Source organism: Hymenobacter polaris (assembly GCF_012927305.1).
GTDB lineage: Bacteria > Bacteroidota > Bacteroidia > Cytophagales > Hymenobacteraceae > Hymenobacter > Hymenobacter polaris.
In genome coordinates this window covers 2,205,629-2,228,742 of sequence record NZ_JABBGH010000001.1, presented here as the reverse complement: position 1 = coordinate 2,228,742, position 23,114 = coordinate 2,205,629, and the positions used below count along the sequence as shown (strand labels likewise).

The 23,114-nt window shown below is 64.7% G+C and carries 13 protein-coding genes; 4 read left to right on the top strand and 9 right to left on the bottom strand.

The genetic code is table 11. The features are described 5' to 3' along the window. Positions 1 to 88: 88 nt before the first annotated feature. Together HHL22_RS09445 and HHL22_RS09440 are read left to right on the top strand one after the other, a co-directional pair. Positions 89 to 466: a hypothetical protein gene (locus HHL22_RS09445; protein ID WP_169530714.1), complete on the top strand. Its 378-nt coding sequence runs from the start codon at positions 89 to 91 to the stop codon at positions 464 to 466. A gap of 239 nt (positions 467 to 705) precedes the next feature. After that, on the top strand, positions 706 to 2,082 hold the full coding sequence (locus HHL22_RS09440) for a DUF389 domain-containing protein (protein WP_169530712.1): 1,377 nt from the start codon (positions 706 to 708) through the stop codon (positions 2,080 to 2,082). Positions 2,083 to 3,048: 966 nt separating this feature from the next. On the opposite strand, the gene HHL22_RS09435 is transcribed toward HHL22_RS09440, so the two are convergent. The 4 genes from HHL22_RS09435 to HHL22_RS09420 form a co-directional block, all read right to left on the bottom strand. Next, positions 3,049 to 4,152, bottom strand: a complete 1,104-nt coding sequence (locus tag HHL22_RS09435; protein ID WP_169530710.1) for a glycoside hydrolase 5 family protein — start codon at positions 4,150 to 4,152, stop codon at positions 3,049 to 3,051. Between the two features lie 34 nt (positions 4,153 to 4,186). Further along, on the bottom strand, positions 4,187 to 5,209 hold the full coding sequence (locus HHL22_RS09430) for a glycoside hydrolase family 43 protein (RefSeq protein ID WP_169530708.1): 1,023 nt from the start codon (positions 5,207 to 5,209) through the stop codon (positions 4,187 to 4,189). A gap of 4 nt (positions 5,210 to 5,213) precedes the next feature. After that, positions 5,214 to 7,259, bottom strand: a complete 2,046-nt coding sequence (locus HHL22_RS09425) for a beta-L-arabinofuranosidase domain-containing protein (protein WP_169530706.1) — start codon at positions 7,257 to 7,259, stop codon at positions 5,214 to 5,216. A gap of 107 nt (positions 7,260 to 7,366) precedes the next feature. After that, the gene (locus tag HHL22_RS09420; RefSeq protein ID WP_169530704.1) at positions 7,367 to 8,398 is read right to left on the bottom strand and encodes a LacI family DNA-binding transcriptional regulator; all 1,032 of its coding nucleotides are present in this window, start codon (positions 8,396 to 8,398) and stop codon (positions 7,367 to 7,369) included. A gap of 363 nt (positions 8,399 to 8,761) precedes the next feature. On the opposite strand from HHL22_RS09420, the gene HHL22_RS09415 reads away from it, so the two are divergent. Next, positions 8,762 to 11,242, top strand: a complete 2,481-nt coding sequence (locus tag HHL22_RS09415) for a glutaminase family protein (RefSeq protein ID WP_169530702.1) — start codon at positions 8,762 to 8,764, stop codon at positions 11,240 to 11,242. A 114-nt stretch (positions 11,243 to 11,356) separates the two neighbouring features. Beyond that, positions 11,357 to 13,546, top strand: a complete 2,190-nt coding sequence (locus tag HHL22_RS09410) for an RICIN domain-containing protein (protein ID WP_169530700.1) — start codon at positions 11,357 to 11,359, stop codon at positions 13,544 to 13,546. A gap of 220 nt (positions 13,547 to 13,766) precedes the next feature. Here HHL22_RS09410 and HHL22_RS09405 read toward each other — a convergent pair whose 3' ends face one another. The 5 genes from HHL22_RS09405 to HHL22_RS09385 form a co-directional block, all read right to left on the bottom strand. After that, positions 13,767 to 15,368, bottom strand: a complete 1,602-nt coding sequence (locus tag HHL22_RS09405; RefSeq protein ID WP_169530699.1) for a family 43 glycosylhydrolase — start codon at positions 15,366 to 15,368, stop codon at positions 13,767 to 13,769. A 24-nt stretch (positions 15,369 to 15,392) separates the two neighbouring features. Further along, positions 15,393 to 16,541, bottom strand: coding sequence for a sialidase family protein (locus HHL22_RS09400; RefSeq protein WP_169530697.1), 1,149 nt, complete (start codon positions 16,539 to 16,541; stop codon positions 15,393 to 15,395). A gap of 25 nt (positions 16,542 to 16,566) precedes the next feature. Then, positions 16,567 to 17,628 (bottom strand): glycoside hydrolase family 43 protein, encoded by a 1,062-nt coding sequence (locus HHL22_RS09395; protein WP_169530695.1) that lies wholly within the window; start codon positions 17,626 to 17,628, stop codon positions 16,567 to 16,569. A gap of 105 nt (positions 17,629 to 17,733) precedes the next feature. Beyond that, positions 17,734 to 19,257 carry a RagB/SusD family nutrient uptake outer membrane protein gene (locus tag HHL22_RS09390; protein WP_169530693.1) on the bottom strand — a complete coding sequence of 508 codons (1,524 nt, stop codon included), beginning with the start codon at positions 19,255 to 19,257 and terminating at the stop codon, positions 17,734 to 17,736. 41 nt (positions 19,258 to 19,298) lie between these two features. Beyond that, on the bottom strand, positions 19,299 to 22,403 hold the full coding sequence (locus HHL22_RS09385; protein WP_169530691.1) for a SusC/RagA family TonB-linked outer membrane protein: 3,105 nt from the start codon (positions 22,401 to 22,403) through the stop codon (positions 19,299 to 19,301). Between the last annotated feature and the right edge of the window lie 711 nt (positions 22,404 to 23,114).

The window sequence follows — 23,114 nt, the reverse complement described above, 5'->3', positions numbered from 1 at the left end:
CACCTGGATGCAGCGCGTTCGGGACCGATGAGTTTACCTTCCTTGGTGGCCGCGCCGCTAACGTTGGCGGGCTTATTTCCCTGCGTCAATGCCCGATTTTTGCGCCAGCAAGTATCGTGTTTTTATTGCTGGGGGTGCTCGCGGCCGGGGTGATGCTGGCCCTAGGGTGGCCCTAGGGCAGGTGGTGCCGGCCTTTACTGGGCAGGTGCGGGCGGCGCTGGTGCAGGTCGATGTCATCCAGTTTTTCCTAGGTTCGGTATTGAGCTTTTTACTATTTGCCGGCTCGCTGCACGCGCGAGCTGAGGCCTTGCGGGCCGTGTGGCACAGCATTGCGGGCCACTCCACGCTGAGCGCGCTGCTGGCTACAGGGCGGTGGGGCTGGGCACCTATAGGCTGCTCTACCGGGTGGGTAGCCCGCTGCCGCTGCTGCCCCAACTCGACCGCTTTGCTGCTGCGCGAGGCCTAGGGTGGACTACGCGGGGATGTCTGGCTGGCGCTGGCGCTAGTCCTGCTAGCGGCGCGGCCCCCGGGGCCTTCGTGCTCATGACGGTTGTCGTGGTGCTATTTTCGGCCGTGGTGCAGGGGCTCACATCGAAATGACTGCCAGCCTGACTGAGTAGGTAGCCTGCCTAAATGGCTCTGGGCCAGCTAAACCACACCGTTACATAATCGCAGGCTGTTGCCCCCTGCACTAGGCTGCTTCCTATGCTTGCTATCCTCCAGCGCTTTTTACGCACCCGCTTTCTTCTAACCGAAGACATGGCCGAACCCGCCGAGATTCAGGCGGCCGTGGAGGCGGGCATCCCTTTTCAGGGCACCAATCTGTGGGTACTGATTTTTGCCATCCTGGTGGCCTCGGTAGGGCTGAACGTTAATTCGACGGCCGTTATCATCGGGGCCATGCTCATTTCGCCGCTCATGGGGCCCATTGTGGGCATCGGCTTTGGGGCGGCCACGCTGGAACTGGGTCTGATTCGGCGCGGGTTTCGGAGCCTGCTCACGGCCACGGGCATCAGCCTGGTGGTGTCGGCGCTTTACTTTCGCCTCACCCCACTCATCGACGCGGGCACCGAGCTGCTGGCCCGCACCCAGCCTACCACCTGGGACGTGCTCATTGCCCTTTTTGGCGGGGCCGCCGGAGCCGTGGGCCTCACCCGCCGGGCGCGCAGCAACGTGATTCCGGGCGTGGCCATTGCCACGGCGCTCATGCCGCCGCTCTGCACCGCGGGCTACGGGCTGGCCACGGCGCACTGGGCTTACCTGGGCGGGGCGCTGTATCTATTTTCAATTAACTGCGTGTTTATCAGCTTCTCCACCTTTTTGGTGGTGCAGCTCCTGCCCCTGCCCAAACATGCCTTTGCCGACAAGCAGCACGCCCGGCGGGTGCGCCTCGTCATCCTGGGGCTGGCCCTGCTCACGGCGGCCCCCAGCGTGTACCTGGCCATTGGCATCGTGCAAGAGGGCACGTTTACGCATAATGCAAAGCAGTTTATCGACGAGCAATTCAACCAGCAGCCCGGTACCTACGTGGTAACTAGCCGCTTGGTAGCCAGCGAGCAGCGCATCAACGTGCTGCTAGCCGGGCAGCGCCTCACGCCGGCCCAGCTGCGGGCGGCCCGCACCCACCTGCCCCAGTATCACCTAGCTAATGCGCAGCTTGTCGTGCGCCAAGGCATCGCCCACGTTGATTCGGCCGATGCGCAAGCCCTGCGGTCCAGCGTGCTGGCCGACGTGCGTAGCCGCAACGAGCAAACGCTGGTGAGCTATGAGGGCCGCCTGGCCCAGCTCCAGCAACTCCTGAACCACATTGGCAGCCCAACTACCGGGGGCGGGCTGCCCCCGGCCGCCGACCTGCTGCGCGAGGTGCAGGTAGAGCACCCCGCCGTGCGCCAGCTTGGCCTGAGCCGTCTGGTAGTCCCGGCTGCCGACTCGCTGCGGGCCGATACTACGGTAATTGTGGCGCTGCACACCCGCCCGGCGCTGCCTCCTGCCGAGCAGCAGCGCCTGGTAGCCTGGCTGCAGCTGCGAGCCGGCGGCCGCCAGTCCGTACAGCTACTAGTGGCGCCTGCTGCCGCGCCGTAACCGGCCAAGCGCTAGCGCCCGCAAGCAGCCTAAGGCTAGCCGCTGCTAGTCGGGGGGCAGCCAGCGCAACGTTAGCTGAAGCTGTGGAAGCTGGCAGAGTCGGAGCTAGGGCCAGTGGGCGTAGCGACTACTGACTGCTCAGCAGGGCTTGCGCTAGCGGCTGACTAGCACTGCCAACAACTTTTGAGTGGCTTCTGCTTTTTTCGCTAAGCACGTGGCCAAGTGTCTGCTGGGCAGCTTTGTTTGGCCCGTCCCTAGCCCTGTTTAAAGCGCGCAAAGCCTGGCGCTGCTACGCGGCTTAGCCACCAAAAAAGCCCCGGCGCTGCGGGGCTTTTTTTATGAAACAATTTAGAATAATCCGTTCAGCAGGCTAGCCCGTGACCGGGGGCAAGGGCCGGGGCGCAGTTGAGCGCCGGGCGATAACGCGAATAGTGCGCCTGATGCGCACCACGCTCGAAGCAGCCGCGTGGCCTTTGGTAAATAGTAGCAAGCAGAGCACCCCTAGGAGTGGGCCCGGCACAATAGCGCAGAGCAAGCGCAATTGCCAGTACTGAGAGGCACTCAGGTGCCAATGTTGAGCGAGAACCTGCACTAGATGTGGCATGAGCGAGAATATTAGAGGGTGAGTACTTACTCACAAGATAACACAGATTACTGAGTAATGGTTTGCGGGGAATTAGGTAAGCATTAATTACTGCTATTCGCTCAATACCCCGTGTAATCGTTGGTGTACCCCTTAAGGCAAGCCGTCCGCGAAATTCTCAGCGCCACACGCCGTGCTGCTGCTTTTTGAACTGGCTAATAAGCTTGAGCGCACCAGGTTAGCCTCATCTCCGGGGGGCGGCAGTAGCCCCGCTAGCACTATAAAAACCGCAGCCTGCCTACTTAAAAAGGCTGCTCTTTCCAACTTGCTTCACGGGCGCTTGGCCAGCTTTAGGTACCCTAGGGCCCTTAGCGGGCCAAAGGCTACTTCGCGTTCAGCTTCTTAATCAGGTCGGCCTCGTCCTGGCGGTAGGGGGTGCCATCGGGCCGGAACACCTCGTGGAACCACTCGTTAGGCTCCGAGCCATCGGCAATGGGTGTGTCCCACTGGTACTTGGTGTTGGTTTTGCCGGCCACCAGGCCCCAATTGATGGCGGCCACGTTATACTTCTTCAGCAGGGGCAGGATATTGACGAAGCGCGAGTTGCGCGGCCGGGCCATGTATTCGGTGCAAATGAGCGGGCGGCCGTGGGTTTCGAGCAGCTCGATAACGCGCTGGTGGGCGGGCACGTCGTCGTAGTTGTGGTAGGTCACCACGTCGGAGTGCAGGGCCTGGAAGGTATTTAGGGTCGTGAGGTTCCAGTCCCAGAGGCCGGCACTCAGGGGCTGGTCGGGGCGCACGGCCTCGGCCCAGGCAAAGGTGTTGCGCAGCAGCGGCAGCGAGGCGTTGCCCTTGCCGTTGTTGCCCGGCTCGTTATATAAGTCCCAGAGCACGATGCGTTTATCGTGGGCGAAGCTGGTGAGCACGTCCGTCACGTAGGGCCGCAGCTGCATAAAGGTGGCCGAGTCGCGCGAGGCGGGGTCGCCGGGGTCCTGCACCCAGCCCGAGTTGTGCACGCCGGGCTTGGGCGCCGGCTGGGTGCCCACCTGGGGCGCCTTGTTCCAGCAATCGTCGAAAAACACCAGGATGGTGCCGATGTGGTGCTTGTCGGCCAGGGCCAGGTAGTCGCTCACGCGTTTCTTAAAGCCGGCGGGGTCTTCCTTCCAGGCCAGGCTGTGTAAGAAAACCCGCATGGTATTGAAGCCGATGCCCTCGGCGTAGCCCAACTCCCGGTCAATGGTTTGGGGGTCGAAGGTGGCGACCTGCCACATTTCGAGCTGGTTGATAGCGGTGCTGGGAATAAAATTGGCGCCCGTCATCCAGGGCCGGGCCCGGTACCAGGTATTGGCCTGAGCGGCCGACCAGCGGCGGTTGGTGCCAGCAGCTAGCGCGGCCGCGCCGCCCTTGGTTTTGGTCTTGACCTTTTGGGCCTGGGCAGCCGGGGCGCCAAGCAGCGCTAGGCCTAGTAGGAGCAACAGTTTCTTCATGGGGAAAGAGTGGGAAGGGTTAATCACTGAAAAATTACTCGCCCGAGGGCACGGGCTGCGGGGTGCCTAGGGCTGCCGGCACGCCAAAGTCGGGGGTGCCATCGGGGCGCCAGGCGAAGCGCTGGGCGCGGGCGCTGCGGCCCTCGCACTTACCATCGGCGGCGGCTTTGGCGTGGTAGAGCAGCCAGCTTTCGCGGCCGTCGGGCGAGGTGGTGAAGCTGTTGTGGCCGGTGCCCCACACGCCGTTCTCGGCCGAGGGGTGGAAGACGGGCTGCGGCGCTTTCGTCCACGAGGCAGCTTGCAGCGGGTCGGCGCCGGGGGCGGCCGTCAGCATCCCTAGGGAGTAGTTATCGTCCCAGCAGGCGCTGGCCGAGTACACCAGCAGGAGTTGCCCCTTGCGGCCCGCCAAAAACTCGGGGCCCTCCAGAATCTGGCGGCCGCCGCCTTTCTCCCAGGCCAGGGTGGGGGTGGCAATGGTCGTTTCCCTGGTGGCGTCCAGCGTCCAGGGGTTAGTAAGGGGCGCGATGGCGAGCACGCTCTGCGGCCCCACGTAGGCCGAATAAACGAAGTAACGCCGCCCGCCGTGCTCGAACACCGTGCCGTCGAGGCCTGGGTGCTTGGTGTTCACGCGGCCCTTATCCACCCAGGTGCCGGTGGTGGGGTCGGGGCTGGCATTTTCCAGCACAAACACGTAGCGCGTTTGGTCGCTGGGGTTGGCCCGGTCGCTGGCCGTGTAGTAGAGGTACCACTTGCCGGCGAGGAAGTGCAGCTCGGGCGCCCAAATCTGGGTGGAGTTAGGGCCGGTGGCGGGGGGCGTCCACACCACCGCGGCGGGCGCGTTCTTCACCCCTTCCAGGGTTTTTGATTTCCAGAGGGTCAGGTTCCGGCCCGTGGTATTGGTATAGTAGTACTGCCCGCCGTGGCGGATAATCCAGGGGTCGGGGCCGTTCACTTGCAGCGGGTTGGTGAAGGTGCGAGAGCTGGGGGCCGGCTGGGCCGCCGCGCCGTGCGCGCCCGCCAGCAGGGCGCTGGCCAGCAGGGTTTTCCAATAAGTCATAGGCCTAGGGAATGACGGGTAAGGCCACCACGCGCAGCTTGGTGCAGCCGTAGGGGATGAAGGTGAGGGTTTCGGTAGCGTCGGCCACGGGGCCTTTATAGAGGCCCTCGCGGGGCGTGACGGGCTGCGGGGCCACGCCCTCGCTCAGCTGCCAGTCGGGCAGGCGCCGGCCGCTCACCGTGATGGTGACGGGCGCCTGGGCGGCGTTCCAGTAAAAGCCGTTGGCGGTGGGGCCTAGGGGCGGCGCGGCCACGGTGGTAGTGCCGGCGGGGTCCTGCACCACGGCGCGGGGCAGGCCGTAGTTCCAGAGGCTGCCGGGCGCCAGGGTGTAGTAGCGCCCCTCCTGGGCTTGGCTGGCCTCTTGCCAGTTCTCTTTGATTTTGAGGGCGTACACCAGCGGGCCGCGCTCCAGCGCGCGCGAGTTGCGGGCCCAGCTGCTGGTGCGCACCGCCATGGGCAGGCGCAAGGTCAGGCGGTCGTTTTTGCGCCAGGGGCGGGCTAGGGTAATCACTTGGCCGCCCTTCTCAGTGCGTAGCGCTTGGCCGTTGAGCAGCACCGTGGCCTCGGCGCACCAGCCCGGCACGCGCAGCGCCAGCGGGAAAGCAGTGGGCTTTCGGAGGTCGAACACGAAATTGATTTCGTCGCCAAACGGGTAGGCCGTTTCCTCCCGAATCGTCACCGGCACGTTGCCATTCACGGTCGCGGTCAAGGTGTTGGGGGCGTATTCCAGCGCCGCCAGCCCTAGGGCCGGGGTGCCGTACCAGAGGTGGGTGGCAAACTTGGCCCAGCCCTGGTGCATGTTGGCCGTGCAGCAGGTGTAGCCCGCGTAGGGCCCAAACACGTTGGTCATGCCGTGCTCGAAGGGCAGCGAAAAGTCGAGCACCCCGCGCTGCACCTGCACCTGGTTGGCCACCTGGAAATACTGGCGGCTCTCGTAGTCGTCGGTGGTTTGGGTGGGCAGAGCGTTGTAGGCAATGCGCTCCAGCGCGTCGAGGTACGCCAAGTCGCCGGTGAGGGCGGCGGCCTGCTCGAGCGAGAACATGGTTTCAACCACCGCGCACAGCTCGGTGCCCTGGGTGGGCAGGTTGCCGTGCAGGTCCTCATCGGCCGAAAACATGCCCGCCGGCAGGCCGTGCAGCGTCATAATATCGCGCCAGCCGGTGCGCAGGGCTTGGTTGAGCTGGGGCTGCTCGGGGTGGGCCTGGGCGTACACCACGGGCAGCTTCAGGCCCATGCCCACGTTCACGCCGTGGCGGTCCATCCAGTGGGCGTCGGTTTGGTTGGCGGCGGCGGCCAGCACCCAGTCGCGGCCGCCCAGCAGGCTGGTCCAGGGTGTGGTTTGCTGGTATAGCAACTCGCCCAGCTCGCGCAAAAACGGCTCGCCCGTTTGCCGGTACAGCCAGTACACCACCAGCAGGTTGTCGCCGCCGCGCACGGTGCTCCACTCGCTCCACTGCCCCAGGGGCGCCGCCCGCAGGTTGGCCAGCTGGTAGCGGAAGTACTGGCGCATGAACGGAATAACCCTAGGGTCGCCGGTGGCCTGGTAGTGCTGCTGCAATACCTTGAGCATTATCATGCGCGGCCACCAGTCCTCGCCCTGCGTGCTCTGCACGTCGAGCCGGTGGCCGGCCTGCCGCTCGGCCTTGGTCAGGGGCCCGAAGTAGCCCGACGGTCGCTGGTTGGCCAGCGACCAGTCTACGTAGCGCTGCACCTTGGCCAGCAGGGGCTTATCCTGCAGCAGGTGGGCTAGGGGCAGGGCGCCGTCGAGCCAGTAGGGGGTTTCCTCCCAGCCGTCGCCGCTGCCACCCAGCCAGCCATTCTTGTCGCGCAGCTTGGGGTAGGTTTCGTCGAGGTGGCCGGTGCTGTGGTCGCGCATGATGCCGAGCTGCGTGCGCAGCCAGCCGGTGGGCTGCACGGCGCTGGGCGCCAGCTCGTGGTAGGCTAGGGGGGCCAGAGGCGGGGCGGGGGCCACCGGCTGGGCCAGGGCCGGGCCACTTAGCAGGGCAACGGCTACGCCGAAGCTGCGGCAGGCGCGGGATAGGGCAGGCATACGCAGGAACAAGGCAGGGTGGGAAAAGGACAGCGCGAAAATAAGGACGGGCGTGCAAACGTTTGCATTTACCAGCCCCTAGGCCCGGCGGCGGCCCAGCAAGCTGCTTAGCTGACCGCCCCCCGCAGCGAAGAGGCGCGCGTAAATAAATCGGGTTGCAGCACTACGTGGCGGGGCGCAAAGTCGGGCTCGCGCTCGGCCATTATTTCCAGCAGCAGGCGCGTGGCGGTGCGCCCCATCAGCTCGCAGTGCTGGTCGATAGAGGTAATCTGCGGTACGGTGAGGCGCGAAAACAGCTCGTTGCTGAAGCCCACCAGCCCCACATCCTGCGGCACGCGCAAGCCGCGCTCGCCGAGCACCTCCAGCGCGCCGGCCGCCGAAAAGTCGCTGCCCGAAAACACGGCATCGGGCGGTTCGGGCAGGGCCAGCAGCTGCCGCATCCCAGCGCTGCCGTCGTCCATCTTCATCTCGCCAAAGATGATAAACTCTTCTCTGATTGGCAGATTGTACTCGCGCAGCGCATCCTCGTAGCCCTGGCGGCGGTGCTTGTAGATGTTGAGCTGCTGCGGGCCGCTGAAGTGGGCGATGCGCCGGTAGCCCTGCTCAAGCAGGTGGCGGGTGGCGCGGTAGCCGCCGGCCCGGTCGTCGAGCACCACCGCGTTCACGTCGTGGTCCTCCAGAATGCGGTCGAAGAACACCAGCGGAATGTCGCGCTTGCGTATTTTCTCGAAGTGCTTGAACTCGCGCGTGGTGCGCGAAACCGACACCAGAATCCCCTCCACCTGCGCGTTCATCAGCGTGTCCAGGTTAGTGCGCTCGTGCGCCTGGTTTTCGTTTGACTGGCAGATGAGCACGTGGTAGCCGGCCTTGCTGGCGGCGGCCTCAATGCCCTTAACTACCTGCGAAAAAAAGTTGCCGTCGATGTGCGGCACCACCACCCCCAGCATGTTGCTGCGGCCCTTGCGCAGGCCCGAAGCCAGGCTATTGGGCTGGTAGCCCAGCTCTTTGGCCAGGGCCGCCACCCGCTTAGCCGTAGCTTCGCTGATGGCGCTGTGCCCGCTGAGGGCGCGCGAAACCGTTGAGACGGAGACGTTAAGCTGCCGGGCCAGGTCGGTAATAGAAGCGCGTTTTTTAGCCACAAAGGAAGGTAAAAGACTGGTTGCTACCGTTGACGAATGCGCCTTTTGCCGCAAAAAATTGTGCAAAGGGTGGCGCAAAGGTTGCACAGGATAAGCATAGTTGCTTGTCGGTAAAATGAAAATTTAACTTACCCACCCGTTTGTGCTAGGCAAGCTATTGCTGCTGCCCTGCGGACCCGGCCGGCCCATGCGGTAGCCAAGCAGTAGGAAAGTTGACGCCTAGGGCGAGCTTGCCGCAACTGGCTGACTGACTTAACTTGCGCTCCTTGCTAAATCGTTTAACCAAAGTTAGGGTAGTCTCTTTCAGTTTTAACGCTGGCGCCACTTAGCCTACCACTAGCTTTTCCACCTTTTTCCCACCTGATGTCAAAAACCCGTTATGCCCTGCTGCTGGCCAGCTTGTCGGCCGCGCCGGCCCTGGCCCAGTCTACCCCGGCGCTGCGCCCGCCGGCCTACCCGCTCATCACGCACACGCCCTATTTCAGCGTATGGAGCTTCCAGGATGAGCTGGCCGCTGCGCCCACCCGCCACTGGACCAGCGCCCCCCAGAGCCTGGAGGGCGTGGTGCGCGTCGATGGCCAGGCGTATCAGTTTATGGGCCAGGCCGCGCCCCAGTATCGGGCCATTATCCCGACGGCGCTGGAGCAGCCCTACCAGGTGCGCTACACCTTTCAGCAGCCGGCGGCGGGCTGGGAAAAAACCAGCTTCGCGGCCGCCAGCAGCTGGCAGCAGGGCGCCGCGCCCTTTACCGACAACCAGAGCCAGCGCGGCACTTCCTGGAAAACTAAGGACGTGTGGGCGCGCCGCACCATCCGCCTGGCCAACGCCCACCCCACCGGCGAGCTGCGGGTGCTGATGCAGCACGACGACGACGCCGAAGTGTACCTCAACGGCACGCTGCTGACCAAGCAGGCCGGCGCTAATGGGGCCTACGAGTTCTTTACCATTCCGGCGGCGGCCCGCCAAAGCCTGCACGCCGGCGACAACGTGCTGGCCATGCACGCCGTCAACCCCCAGGGCGGGGCCTACCTCGATGCCGGCCTCTACGAGACGCTGCCCGCTCCGCCCGCGCTGCCCCTGGCCCGCCAAACCAGCGTCGCGGTTACGGCCACCCAAACCACCTACACCTTCTCCGCCGGGCCGGTCACGCTGAAAGTCAACTTCTTGTCGCCGCTGCTGCTCGATGAGCTGGAAACCGTGGCCCGGCCCGTGAGCTACATCACCTACACCGCCACCGCCACCGACGGCAAGGCCCACCCCACCCAGGTGCTGCTGACCGAGGCCGGCACCCTGGCCACTAACACGCCCTACCAGACCGTGGCGGCCAAGCCTGGCCAGGGCGGCAGCCTGCGCTGGTCGGCCCTGGGCACCACCGAGCAGCCCGTGCTAGCCAAGGCCGGCGACGGCCAGCGCATCGACTGGGGCTACGCCTACCTGGCGGCCCCCAGCGCGGCCAAGCTCGGCGTTGGCAACCCCGAAACGCTGAAAACCTCCTTCGCCAAGACCGGGGCCCTAGGGGCTGCCGCGCCCACCCAAACGGGCCAGGCGCAGCGCGTGGCGCAGGCCGCCGTGCTCGACCTAGGCCGCGTGGCTGCCCAGCCCGCCGAACAGCACCTGCTGCTGGGTTACGACGAGCAGTACGCCGTACAGTACTTCGGCCAGAATCTGCGGCCCTGGTGGCGCCGCGACCCGGCCATGACCATGGACAAGGCCCTAGGGGCCGCCGAAGCCGACTACGCCCGCCTGCGCCAAAAAGCCACGGCCTTCGACCAGAAGCTGCGGGCCGATGCCCAGGCTAGCGGCGGCGCGAAGTACGCCGACCTGTGCCAGTTGGCGTATCGCCAGAGCATTGCGGCGCACAGCGTGGTGGCCGGGCCCAAGGGCGAGGTGCTCTTCTTCTCGAAGGAAAACTACTCGGGCGGCTTCATCGGCACCGTGGACGTGACCTACCCCTCGGAGCCGCTGTTCTTGCTCTACAACAATGAGCTGGCTAAGGGGATGCTGCGCTTCATCTTCGAGTACTCGGAGTCGGGGCGCTGGAAGAAGGACTTCCCGGCCCACGACCTGGGCACCTACCCGCAGGCCAACGGCCAGAAATACGGCGAGGATATGCCGGTGGAGGAAGCCGGCAACATGCTCATTATCACGGCCGCCGCGGTGCGCGTCGATGGCAAGCCCGACTTCGCCCGCGAGCACTGGCCCACGCTCACCAAGTGGGTGGGTTTCTTGAAGCGCGACGGCTTCGACCCGGCCAACCAGCTCTGCACCGACGACTTCGCCGGCCACCTAGCGCGCAATACCAACCTGTCGCTGAAGGCCATTATGGGCATTGCCTGCTACGGCCAGCTGGCCCGCCAGCTCGGCGACACCAAGGCCGCCGACGAGCACCAGGCCCTGGCCCGCGAGCTGGCCAAGAAGTGGATGCAGATGGCCCAGGACGGCGACCACTACGCCCTGACCTTCGACAAAACACCCGGCTCGTGGAGCCAGAAGTACAACCTGGTGTGGGACAAGGTACTGAACCTAAATATCTTCCCGCCCGAGGTGGCGCAGCAGGAAATGGCTTTCTACCTCAAGCACCAGCAGAAATACGGCCTGCCCCTCGACAGCCGCAAGACCTACACCAAGTCGGATTGGATAATGTGGACGGCCACAATGGCCAACAACCAGGCTGATTTTGAGGCGCTGGTGGCCCCCATCTGGCAGTTCGCCAACGACACGCCCAGCCGCGTGCCCCTCACCGACTGGCACGAAACCACCAACGCCAAGCAAGTCGGCTTCCAGGCCCGCTCGGTGGTGGGCGGCTACTTCATGAAGCTGCTGAGCGACAAGCTCACCAAATAAGCCCTAGGGGTGCTGGCGCCGGCCGGCACCCCTTTTTTGGCTCGTATCCCCGCTCTTTTTCCAGCCGCCGGGCGAGTGCCCGCTGGCTTTTTTCACCTTTTCCACCCACCCGTTATGTTGACAGCTTTACCGTTTGCCCGCCCCGCGCGCCGGTCCTGGACCAGCGTGCTCGTTCTGCTGCTGCTGAGCCTGCGGGCCCTGGCCCAAACCAGCGGCAACCCCATTCTGGCCGGTTACCAGGCCGACCCGGAAATGGATTATTTCAACGGCACCTACTACATCTACCCCACCACCGACGGCAACTCCAGCGGCGGGCAGTTCCACGCCTTTTCCTCGACCGACCTCACCAACTGGACCGACCGGGGCGTGGTATTCGACCTGGGCCGGCAAACCACCTGGGCCACCTACAACGGCTGGGCGCCCTCGGTAGTGGCCCGCAATGGCAAGTACTACTATTACTACACGGCCCACAACAACGCCACCAATACGCCGTCCATCGGGGTGGCCGTGGGCAACACCCCCCTAGGGCCCTTCACCGACAACGGGCAGCCGCTGCTGACGCCCGCGCTCAGCAACAACATCACCCAGGATGTGATTGATCCCATGGTGTTTGTGGACGACGACGGGCAGGCCTATATCTACTACGGCGGGTCGAGCGGTGCCCGCATGGTGGTGCGCAAGCTCAATGCCGATATGGTGTCGCTAACCAGCGATGAGCCGCGCGACATCACGCCCCAGAACTACACCGAGGCGCCCTACCTGGTAAAGCGCAACGGCCGCTACTACCTGACCTACTCGAACGGGCGCTGGTTCGACGATAGCTACAACGTGCAGTACGCCACCAGCACCTCGCCCACCGGCCCCTGGACCTACGGCGGCTCGGTGGTGAGCAGCGACGCCAACCGCTTCGGGCCGGGGCACCACTCCATCACCCAGTTTCCGGGCTGCGACGACTACTACATCGTGTACCACCGCTACCAGGACCGGACCTACAAGACCCGCCAAGTAGCCATCGACCACCTCACGTTCAACGCCGACGGCAGCATCCAGAAGGTGAACATGACCCCCTACGGCGTGGCGCCGCGCCCGGCCGGCAGCGCCTGCCCGGTTAGCCCCATGCTGGTATCGGGTGGCCTCTACAAGCTCACCCACAAGGACACCGACCAGTGCCTGGACGTGGACAACGGCAGCACCGCGCCCGGTGCCAACGTGCAGCAGTTCACCGACAACGGCACCAACGCCCAGCGCTGGACCGTGACCTTGCAAGCCGATGGCCACTACAAGCTGCTGAACAAAAACTCGGGCCACGCCCTGGACGTGGCCGGGGCCAGCGCCGCCCCCGGCACCAACGTGCAGCAGTGGACCGACAACGGCAACGACGCCCAGCGCTGGCAGCTGCAAGCCATGAGCGGCGGCTTCTACAAGCTGCTGCACAAGGGCACCGACCAGGCCCTCGACGTGGCCAGCAACAGCGTGAGCCCCGGCGCCAACGTGCAGCAGTACACCGACAACGGCAACGACGCCCAACGCTGGCAGCTCACTATCACCGACCAGCCCATCGTGTCGGGCGGCGTGTACCGGCTCACGCACAAGGGCACCACGCAGTGCCTCGACGTGGACAATAACTCGTCGGCGCCGGGCACGCTGGTGCACCAGTACACCGACAACGGCAACGACGCCCAGCGCTGGGTCATTACGCGCATGGCCGATGGCTACTACAAGCTGACGCACCGCAATACCAACCAGTGCCTGGAGGTGGCCAGTAATAGCACCAGCCCCGGCGCCACGGTGCAGCAGTACACCGACAACGGCAACGATGCCCAGCGCTGGCAAATCGTGTCCCTGGGCGACGGCTACTGCAAGCTGGTACACAAGGGCGCCACCCTCTGCCTCGACGTAGACAACAACCTCTCGGACCCCGGCACCGGCGTGCACCAGTGGACCGACAACGGCAACGACGCCCAGCGCTGGCGCCTCGACCTGATGCCCCAAAACGCGGGCAACACCACCCTGAAAGCCAAGAACGCCGCCGAGCTGCTGGCCGCTACGCCATTAACCGTGTACCCGACGCCCGCCACCAGCCAGGTGCACTTCGTGGTAACGCCCACCCAAACCGGCACCCTCACCCTGGATGTACTCGATACGCAAGGCCGCCTGGTGCGCCACCTCGCCACCGACCGCGGCGTGCAAGGCCAAGCCACCGAATACCTGCTCGACGGCAGCACCTGGGCCGCCGGCGTCTACACCGTGCGCCTGAACATGGCCGGGCAGGTATCGCACACCAAGCTGGTGCTGGTGCACTAAGCAGCCGTTAATAATTGAGGTAACAATCAAGGAGGGCGGTTATGCTGAGCTTGCCGAAGCATCTCTACCGCACCGACTGGGTAAGCAGTAGAGATGCTTCGGCAAGCTCAGCATGACCGCCTTTTTAGTAACTCTATACCCATTTTATCGGCCCTAGGGCCTGCACCCACAAAAAAGCCTCTGCTACCATTGTAGCAGGGGCTTCTTTATGCTAGTGCAGCTACTTGTTCGTCAGTTCGAAGCGGCTGAAGGTGGCGGTGCCGCCGGGGCCTTGCGCCACCAGGCCCACGCGCACGCCCCGGTCCCAGGGTGGCAGGAAGCCACCGTCGGCGGCGGGCCCTAGGGGCGTCCAGCTGCGGCCATCGGGGCTGTAGGCGAAGGCGTAGTGGCTGCCGCCCGCGTCTTGCACGCGCAGGTGCAAGGCGGCGGCGGCGGGCAGCGGTGCTTCGGCCAGGGTACGCAGCTTGTTGTCGCGCCGCTCCACGAGCTGCAGCTTGCCGCCGCCGGCCACCAGGCGCAGCGAGTTGGCCGGGTCGCCGAGGGCCGCGATGCCGGCTACGGTGCCGGCGGGCAGGGCGGCCGGGTCGAGCAGCGTGGTGGTGGCGGTGTAGGTGGCGGCCAGCGTGGGGCGGCCCAGCTCGGCGCCGCCCTTGTCGGGGCGGGCCGTGAGCTGCAAGTTGCCGCTTTGCAGGGCAAACTGCGGCTTGTCTTCCACCGGCCACTCCCAGGTAGGCCCTAGGGCGGGACCGGCAAACTCGTCGGCCACCACGGCCGGGGCGGGCGCGGCAGCCCTAGGGGTGCCGTGGTCGTTCAGGAACTCGGGCCAGCCGCTGGCCGTCCACACGAATTCGCTGAGCACGCCCTGGCGGCCTACGTACTGCATGCTGCCGGTTTGGTAGGCGTGGTGCAGCATGTACCAGTGGCCGTTGCGCTCCACGGCCGTGCCGTGGCCGGGGCAGGTCCAGGTGTCGTTTTTGGTGAGGATGGGGTTGCGCTCGTACTTCTCCCAGGGGCCCAGCAGGTTCTTGGCGCGGGCCACGCCGGTGGCGTAGGTGCAGCCGGGCCCGCAGCAGCCGTTGGCGGCGTAAAACATATAGAAGTAGCCGCCGTGGCGCACCACGCTGGGGCCTTCCACCAGGTTGCCCTCCCAGGCGGCGGTGTTGCGAAACAGCTCGGTTTTCTCGCCCACCAGCTTCGTGCGGTCGGCGCTCAGGCGCTGCGCCCAGATGGGGGTGGGCTTGTTCTGGCTGTTGCCGTCCTCCTTCCACAGCAGGTAGGGCTGACCGTTTTCGTCGGGCACCGGGAAGCCGTCGATGCTGCCATCGGGCTGGCCCACCAGCGGGCCGTGGTCGGTGTAGGGGCCCTCGGGGCGGTCGGCGCTGGCCACGCCCACGGCCAGGTTGCCGCCGCGCTGGTGCGCCGTATAAAAGACGTAGGTTTTACCATTGGCGTCGTGGTTTATCTCGGGCGCCCAGAAGTAGTAGTCGGCCCAGGCCGGCCGCTCGCCCGGAAACACGTGCCCCACCAAACTCCAGTGCTGCAAGTCGGTCGATTTCAGCAGCGGAAACGTCGGCCCCCAGTTCGAGGTCGTAGCCGTGGCCCAATACGTGTCGCCCACCCGCGTCACCGACGGGTCGGGGTAGTCGCCGGCCAGCACGGGGTTGGCAATGGGGGTGGGGGCTAGGGCGGTCCTAGGGGCCGCGGCCGCCGAGCGTTTAAGCTTGGCTTTAACCTTTACCGGCGCTTGGGCCGGGGCTAGCAGCGGGGCGGCCGCCAGCAGCCCTAGGGCCACCAGCGGGCGGAAAGAAAAGCGAGTAGGCATAGACACGGGTGATTGCCGACGAAACTACCGCCGGCGAGTGCGCTGGGCGGCTTTGGGAGCCGCCGGCAAGGGCGCGGTTTGGTAATACGCGTGGCAGGCGGAACCTTCAAATTTGAGTGCCACCTCCAGCACCGTGAGGCCATCGGCGGCGGGCAGCAGCTGCGAGCTGTAGTTGGGGCAGGGGTTGTCGCCCTGGTTGGGGGCCGGCACCGGGGCGGACACCTCCACCCAGGCCCCCCGGCCACCCTGGGCGTTGGCCATGTACACCCGGCCGTTGGCGGGCGCCAGGGCATTGTCGCTGTTGTTGAGCAGCACCTGCCCGATGGCCAGCAGCTGGCCCTGGGGGTTGCCGGGCTGCGGCGCCCAGGCCACGGTGGGGGCGTGGGCAAAGTGGTGGCCTTCCGTCGATTCGATGCGCTGGCCGGGGTCAGCGGGGTCGCCCCACTGCACGCCGTCGGGCGAGGTGCGCAGGTAGGCGTCGCAGCCTAGGCCGCAGAGTTCGTAGCTCATCACATAGCTTCCGCCGGGCAGGCGGCGCACCACAGCCATGCCAGGGCGCAGGTGCCCGTCGGCCTTGCCCACGTCCACCACTTCCGGCCCCCAGCTCAGGCCGCCGTCGGCTGATACCTTGTGGGCCAGCAGCTGGTTGTAGCCCGCGGCCTTGTGCTCCTCGCTGCTGTAGTACACCACCAGCCGGCCCTGGGCATCAACCGCAAACTCGGCCTCCCACAGCCCGATAAAGCCGCTGACCGGCGTGCTGAAATAAGCCCAGGTGCGGCCGCCGTCGAGGCTGCGGTGCACCCGAATGCTGCACGGCCCGCGCCCGCCCTGGTCGGTGCCCACCGAGGTGGCCCACAGCAGCGTGCCGGCCGGCGTGGTCCCTAGGGCCTGCGGTACCTCATAAAGCCCGCTGCAGCACAGGCGCGGCGGCGTCGCGTCCACCACGTCGCTCAAGTGCTGCCAGGTTTTGCCGTTGTCGGGGCTCTCGTAGATGGCGCCGGCCCGCCCCGCGTCGAAGCTGGCCAGCAGCCGGCCGGTCCCCGCGCCCTGGCCGAGGCGCACGACGCGGGGGTAGTAGGTGGGCCGGCTTAGGTCGAGGACCTGCTGGGCGCGGGCGGAACTAGCCAGGCCCAGCGCCCCTAGCAGCCCTAGGGTGGTAAGTAGCTTGCTCATAGTGTAGAAAAGACAAAGCGGCGCCTTACTCGCCGGCCGGCTTGGCAAGCGGCACGTTGATGCCGACTGGCGCCCCGAAGTTGGGCGAGCCATCGGTGTTCCAAGTAAACTTCTGCATCCGCGGGTTGCGGGCGTTGCCGCAGCCCTGGCCGGCCTGGTTGTTGGCGTGGTAGATAAGCCAGTCCTCGCTGCCGTCCTTCGACTTGAAGAAGCCGTTGTGGCCCGGCCCGTAGGCCCCGCCGGCCGGGTTTTTCACGAATACCGGCGTGGCCGATTTCGTCCACGCGCCGGCGGCCAGCGGGTCGGTGCCGGTGAGCTTGAGCTGCCCTAGGGCGTAGTCGTCGGTGCTGCAGTGGCTAGCCGAGTAGATGATGAACGTCTGGCCGTTGTGCTGCAGCACCTCGGGGCCCTCGTTCACCTTCGGGAAGCCGTTCAGCTCCCAGGCATACTCGGGGTGGCTGAGCTGGGTGCGGGTGCCGGTGAGCGTCCAGGGGTTGCTCATCTGGGCGATGTAGAGGTTCTGCTGGTCGGAGCCCGCCTCCTGGCCGCTCCACAGCAGGTAGCGCTTGCCGCCCTGCTCCAGCACGGTGCCATCAATGGCCCACAAATCCTGGCCGGGCACCGCAATTTGACCTTTCTCCGTCCAAGTGCCCTGGGTGGGGTCGGCGCTGGCGTTTTCGAGCACCCACAAGCGTTGGCCGCCGCAGCAGTTGCCTGGCCCGGCCGTGTAGTACACGTACCACTTGCCGTCGAGGTAGTGCAGCTCGGGGGCCCACACGTCGTACTTCGAATTGGAGCTGGTGGCTAGGCCCGGCCGCCAGATGGTGGTGCTGGGCGCGCCGTTCAGCTCGGTCATCTTCGCCGTTTTCAGAATGCGCACGTCGCCGCCCGTGGTACTCAGGAAGTAGTAAAACCCGTCTTTCTGCACCACCCACGGGTCGGGCCCGGTGGTCAGCAAGGGGTTCATGAAGGTGGTGCTGACTGGGGTCGGCGTGGGCGTAGGCGTGGCGCCCGAGCCGGTGGCTACGTTTTTCTGGCAGGTAGCCAGGCCTAGGCCCAGCAGCAGGTACAGCAGGGATTTTTTCATGCAAAACGGGGAAAAGGAAGTGGCGCAAAGCAAAAAGCCGCCGGAAGGGCCTAGGCTTCCGGCGGCTCTTGCACTGCGTAAACGATGGGGTAGCCGCGGGCTAGCCTAGTAGCCGGGGTTCTGCTTCAGCGCCGGGTCGAGCGAGGTTTCGGACAGCGGGATGGGCAGGTACATGTTTTTGCCCACCACGAAGTTGACGAAATCGGGGTCGCGGGCCGCAATGCTGCTCACGCCGGCCTGGCTGTCGAGCAGGCCCGAGCGCTGCAAGTCGGTCCAGCGGGTGTTCTCGCCGCACAGCTCCGTCACGCGCTCGTGCAGCAGGCGGGTGCGCAGGCCAGCTTGGTCGTAGGTGCCCACGGCCAGCGGGGCCAGGTTCACGCGGGCGCGCACCTGGTTGATGAGCGGAATGGCCGCCGCTGGCTGGCCCTGCTCGTTCAGGGCCTCGGCCTGCATCAGCAGCACGTCGGCGTAGCGCATCACCCGGAAGTCAATGGGCGAGAAGTAGTTCTCGTAGTTGCGGGTCTTATCGTTTTGGTACTTGCGCCAGAATACCTCCGCCTTGTCAAAGTTGCCGGTGGTGGGGTCGGCGTACCGCTGCTCGTATGTTTTGCCATACACCAGCATGGGGTAGCTGATGAGCGTCACGTCGCGGCGCGGGTCGGGCTTGCCGTCCAGCGTCGTTTCGTTGAACTCGTTGTAGAGCCACTTGCGGGGCTGGCCGTCGCACCAGCCCACCTGGCGCGCGCCGAAGAACTGGGCCCGCTGGCAGCCCTGCGATGAGCCGGCCACGTCCTGCCCGTCGCCCTGGAGGGCGTCGGTGAAGCCAATCTCGAAAATCGACTCCTTGTTGTTTTCGCCCGCCACGTTGAAGTTGTCCTCGTAGTTGGGCACCAGCGCGTAGGTACCCGAGCTGATGACCTTGGCAAACTGCGCCTGGGCATCGCTCCACTTGCGCTGCTGCATGTAGGCCTTGCCCATCAGGGTTTGGGCGGCGCCCTTGGTAGCCCGGCCCACGTCGTTGCCGGTGTACGACACGGGCAGCGCGGTTTCGGCCGCCTTTAAGTCGGCAATAATAAAATCCCAGATTTGCTGGGTGGTAGCCTGGGGGTAGCGGGTGGTGGCATCGCCCGGCTTGTCGGCCAGCGGCACGTTGCCCCACAGCGTCACCAGGTTCCAGTAGTAGAGGGCCCGCACGAAGTGCGCTTCGCCCAGTAAACGGTTTTTCAGGGCCGTATCACTGCCAAAATCAATGTTGGGCACGTAGGCCAGTACCTGGTTGCAGCGGTACACGCCGCGGTACACTTCCGTCCAGGGGCTGGCGTTAGTCACGAAGTTGTAGTCCAGGATAACGAAGCGCGTCGAGTTGGCCAGGTCCGTCCAGGGGCTGTTGCTGAAGCCCTCGTCCGAGCGCAGGTCGTAGTCGAAGTGCAGCCAGCGGCCGTAGCTGCCCTCAAAGTGGAAGACGTCGTAGCAGGCGTTGGTGGCCAGCAGGGCGTCGTTGGCCGTCTTAAAGAACGTGGAGGTGGAGGGCGCGTTGGGGTTTACCTGGTCGAGCAGCTTATCCTGGCAGCCTGTGGTGAGCAGCAGCCCCCCTAGGGCCAGCGCCGACAAAAAGTTAACGGTTTTCATATAGTGAATACTAGCAAAACGGGGTGGGAGAGGAGGCGGAGTTAGAAGCCAACTTGCAGGCCACCCGTGAAGGTGCGTAGGTTGGGGTAGGAGTTGAAATCAACCCCGCGCTGGAAGGCGTTGCCGTTCACAAACTCCGGGTCGGGGCCGGTGTACTTGGTGGCGGTGAAGAAATTCTGGCCCGTCACAAAGAGGCGCACGTTGCTAATGCCTTTGAGCTTCTCGAACATCGTTTTGGGGAAGGTGTACCCTAGCTGCACGTTTTTGCCGCGCAGGTACGAGCCATCTTCCAGGAAGCGGCTGCTGGGCTGCGAGTTCTGGGCCGAGGCCGTTTGCAAGTCGGCCGTGGTGCCGTTGTTGGCCAGGGCCCTAGGGGTGGTGTTCGAGTGGTTGTCGGCCGTCCAGGGCTGGAAGTCCGCGCGGTAGTTGCTGGGGTCGTCGGTGCGGTCCATGGTGGCGCGGGCCACGTTGTACACCGTGTTGCCGTGCGCGCCCTGCAGCAGCACCGTCAGGTCGAAGCCCTTGTAGCCCGCGTTTAAGCTCACGCCGTAGGTGAGGGTGGGGAAGGGGGTGCCGATGTGCACGCGGTCGGCGCTGGTGATGTTGCCGTCGCCGTTGGCGTCGATGTAGCGGGCGTCGCCGGGGCGGGCCCAGGGCTCAATCACCTTGCCGTCGGCCGTCTTGTAGTTATCTACTTCGGCCTGGGTCTGGAACACGCCGTTGAACTGAATCATGTAGGCGCCCCCGATGGGGTAGCCCACCTGCGTTTGCGTCACGCCCTGGTCATACACCGAGTTGATGGCGTCGGTGGCCAGCACGCGGTTGCGCAGCGTCGAGAGGTTGCCGGTGATGCCGTAGGTAAAGGCCCCGCGGTTATCCTGCCAGCCGGCCACAAACTCGAAGCCCCGGTTTTCAATCTCGCCCAAGTTGCCAAACACCGTGGTGTTGAAGCTGCCCGAGTAGATGGGCAGCGAAATAGGCACCAGCGCGTCCTTGGTGCGCGAGATATAGTAGTCAGCCGACAGTGTGAGGCGGTTGTCGAAGAAGCCCAGGTCGAAGCCGTAGTCGGTGAAGTAGCGGCGCTCCCAGCGCAGGTTGGTGCTGGCAAAGCCGGTTTGGATGGCTCCCGGCGTCAGCACGTTGCCGTTGAAGATGGTCGCCGCGTTGATGTTGATGAGCGCCTGGCTAGGGTACGCATCGCCCAGGTTGTCGTTGCCGTTCACGCCGTAGCTGAAGCGCGGCTTGAGGTTGCTCACGAAGGGCGCGGCGCTCTTAAAGAACTCCTCCTCGCTGAGGCGCCAGCCCACCGACCCGGCGTAGAAGTTGGCGTACTTCTCATCGAGCTGCGACGAGCCGTCACGGCGGAAGCTGCCCGTCAGCAGGTAGCGGTTTTTGTAGTCGTACACCACCTGCCCGAAGTACGAGCGCTTGGTATACACCGACTTGCCCCCGGTAGTGGCCACCGGCGTCGAGCCCGAGCTGAGCGTGGGGAAGTACTGGCCGCCGTACTGCGAGTAGCCGTTGGCGCGGGCAAAGGTGTTGGTATAGCGCCGGTACTGCTCGGAGTAGCCCGCCACTGCGTTGAAGTGGTTCTCGCCGAATGACTTGTTGAAATTCAACGTGTTCTCGGCGATGGCGAAGAGGTTGTCGCCGCGGTTTTCGGTGAGGTAGCCCGGCTCGTTGGGCGCGTTGTAGCTGATGATGCCCGGCTTGCGGAACGAGCGGTCCACGTAGTCGAGCGCGTCGATGCCCAGGTTGAGCTTGTACGAGAGGTAGTCGGTGAAGCGGAATTCGGGCGTGAGGCTGCCCTGTAGGCGGTTGTTATACTGCGTCGAGTTGATGTACTCCTGCTCGGCCACGGGGTTGGTGCCGAAGGTGTAGGCCGCGTCCGAGCCGAAGCCGTAGCCGCTGCTGGTGGTAGGGTCGTAGACGGGGATGGTGGGCAGCAGGCGCACGGCATCCTGGAAGGGCTGGCCGTTGGGCAGCGTGGCCAGGGTGTGCGAAAGCTGGGCCGACTCGTTGATGGTGAAGCGCCCGCGGGTAATGCCCGAGTTCAGGCGCAGCGTGTAGCGCTCGAAGTCGGTGCCGATGAGCGTGCCCTTCTGCTTGAAGTAGCCGCCCGAAATAAGGTAGTTGGAGCTGTAGCCCTCGCCGCTGCCGCCGCCCGAAAGCCCCACGTTGTAGTTCTGCACCGAGCCCGTGCGCAGGATGGCACTCTGCCAGTCGGTGTCGGCGTAGTTCTGCGGGTTGGCGGCCGAGGCCAGGGGCGTGCGGCCCGCATTCTGGTAAGCCATGCGGCTGATGGCGGCCCACTGCGCGGCGTTGGTCAGGTTCCAGCGGCTCACCACGTTTTGGGGGCCCGCCGAGGCGTCCACGGTAAAGGTGGGCTTGCCGGTTCGGCCGCGCCGGGTGGTGATGATGATAACGCCGTTGGCCCCCCTAGACCCGTAGATGGCCGTGGAGGAGGCATCCTTCAGAATGTTGAGCGTGGCAATGTCCTGCGGGTTCAGGTCGCGGATGTTGTCAGTCCAGGCGCCATCCACCACGTAGAGCGGGTTGCTGCCCGAGTAGAGCGTGCCGGCCCCGCGGATGACCACGTTGGGCGCTTGGCCCGGCGTGCCGCTGTTGTTGATTTGCACGCCCGGCGTGCGACCCTGAATGGCCTCCGTAATAGTGGCTACGGGTGCTTTCTTGGCCGCCTCCACGTTTACCGGCACCGTGGCGCTGGTCAGGTTCTGGCGGTCCTGGCTCACGTAGCCCATCACCACCACCTCGTTGAGCTGCTGGTTGTTTTCGCTCAGCGTCACGTTAAACGTAGTGCGGCCGTTGATGAGTATTTCCTGGCTGGTGTAGCCGATGGACGAGATAACCAGCGTGCCATTGTCCGGGGCGTCGAGCGAGAAGTTGCCGTTGGCGTCGGTGGTGGTGCCATTCTGGGTGCCCTTCACGAGCACCGTTACGCCGGGTATGCCGGCGCCTTTCACGTCCACCACGCGGCCGGTAATGGCGGCATTGGGCTGGCGGACGGCGCGCTCGGGGAGCAGGGAGCTAGCCAGCACGGGATTGGCCAGCGCGCCCGTCAGGGGCAGGCCACAGGCCAACAAGGGAATCAGCAAACGCCCGGAAGGGGGTAGCAGCTTTTTCATATGGGTGGGATTAGGTAAAAAACAGCGCAAACAAAACAGCCCCTAGTGGGCTGAGGCCGTGCAAACGATTGCACGGAAGAATAAAAAAAAGTGGCCTAGTTGGCAGAATTCTGTTTTGGTAGAAAAACAGCGAGCAATTACAATAGTAATGCTAGGTAGTTTGCGCTCAGCAACGCACCTAGGCACTGGCTATTTGGCCAGTAGCCCGACGCAGATTCAGGCTTCTTGCAAACGTAAAAGTAGCGGTGTTTCGCAAAAAAGCAACTATTAGTCAAGGATAATTGCTAGTTCGGCGATTTTTTTGCCTAGTTTGCTGAAGCTCGCCTGGCAGCCGGATGGCTGCGATTAGCCAGCCCGGCTCGGTAGCTGGGGGTGTCAACAACAGCAGCTAGCAAACCCTAGGGCTGGTCCAGTGCTTGAGGTAGCCACCAAGAGCTGTTGCAGCCGGGCAGCTTGAGATGAGGCGATTCATTTGAATCTGGGCCCACGGTTGACGTCTAATTGACTAGTATAGTTAATATGCTAAAAGATAGTGTGTTATGAACACGCTGGCGCGCATAGCTAAGAGGTAATTTAGCTATAGCTATGCGCAAATGAACGTGCAAACGTTTGCACATGAGCTTAATCGATTTAACTGCTTTACACCGCTTAGCCAAAGCTGAGCGAGCGTTGGCCCGGTAGCTGAGGCGGGTGGGCCGCCTGTGCTAGCCT

Excerpts from the sequence above, each read along its gene's own strand:
- HHL22_RS09440 (WP_169530712.1), top strand. The coding sequence starts at position 706 with ATGCTTGCTATCCTCCAGCGCTTTTTACGCACCCGCTTTCTTCTAACC.
- HHL22_RS09445 (WP_169530714.1), top strand. The coding sequence starts at position 89 with ATGCCCGATTTTTGCGCCAGCAAGTATCGTGTTTTTATTGCTGGGGGT.
- HHL22_RS09430 (WP_169530708.1), bottom strand. The coding sequence starts at position 5,209 with ATGACTTATTGGAAAACCCTGCTGGCCAGCGCCCTGCTGGCGGGCGCG.
- HHL22_RS09425 (WP_169530706.1), bottom strand. The coding sequence starts at position 7,259 with ATGCCTGCCCTATCCCGCGCCTGCCGCAGCTTCGGCGTAGCCGTTGCC.
- HHL22_RS09400 (WP_169530697.1), bottom strand. The coding sequence starts at position 16,541 with ATGAGCAAGCTACTTACCACCCTAGGGCTGCTAGGGGCGCTGGGCCTG.
- HHL22_RS09410 (WP_169530700.1), top strand. The coding sequence starts at position 11,357 with ATGTTGACAGCTTTACCGTTTGCCCGCCCCGCGCGCCGGTCCTGGACC.
- HHL22_RS09390 (WP_169530693.1), bottom strand. The coding sequence starts at position 19,257 with ATGAAAACCGTTAACTTTTTGTCGGCGCTGGCCCTAGGGGGGCTGCTG.
- HHL22_RS09405 (WP_169530699.1), bottom strand. The coding sequence starts at position 15,368 with ATGCCTACTCGCTTTTCTTTCCGCCCGCTGGTGGCCCTAGGGCTGCTG.
- HHL22_RS09395 (WP_169530695.1), bottom strand. The coding sequence starts at position 17,628 with ATGAAAAAATCCCTGCTGTACCTGCTGCTGGGCCTAGGCCTGGCTACC.
- HHL22_RS09385 (WP_169530691.1), bottom strand. The coding sequence starts at position 22,403 with ATGAAAAAGCTGCTACCCCCTTCCGGGCGTTTGCTGATTCCCTTGTTG.
- HHL22_RS09415 (WP_169530702.1), top strand. The coding sequence starts at position 8,762 with ATGTCAAAAACCCGTTATGCCCTGCTGCTGGCCAGCTTGTCGGCCGCG.
- HHL22_RS09435 (WP_169530710.1), bottom strand. The coding sequence starts at position 4,152 with ATGAAGAAACTGTTGCTCCTACTAGGCCTAGCGCTGCTTGGCGCCCCG.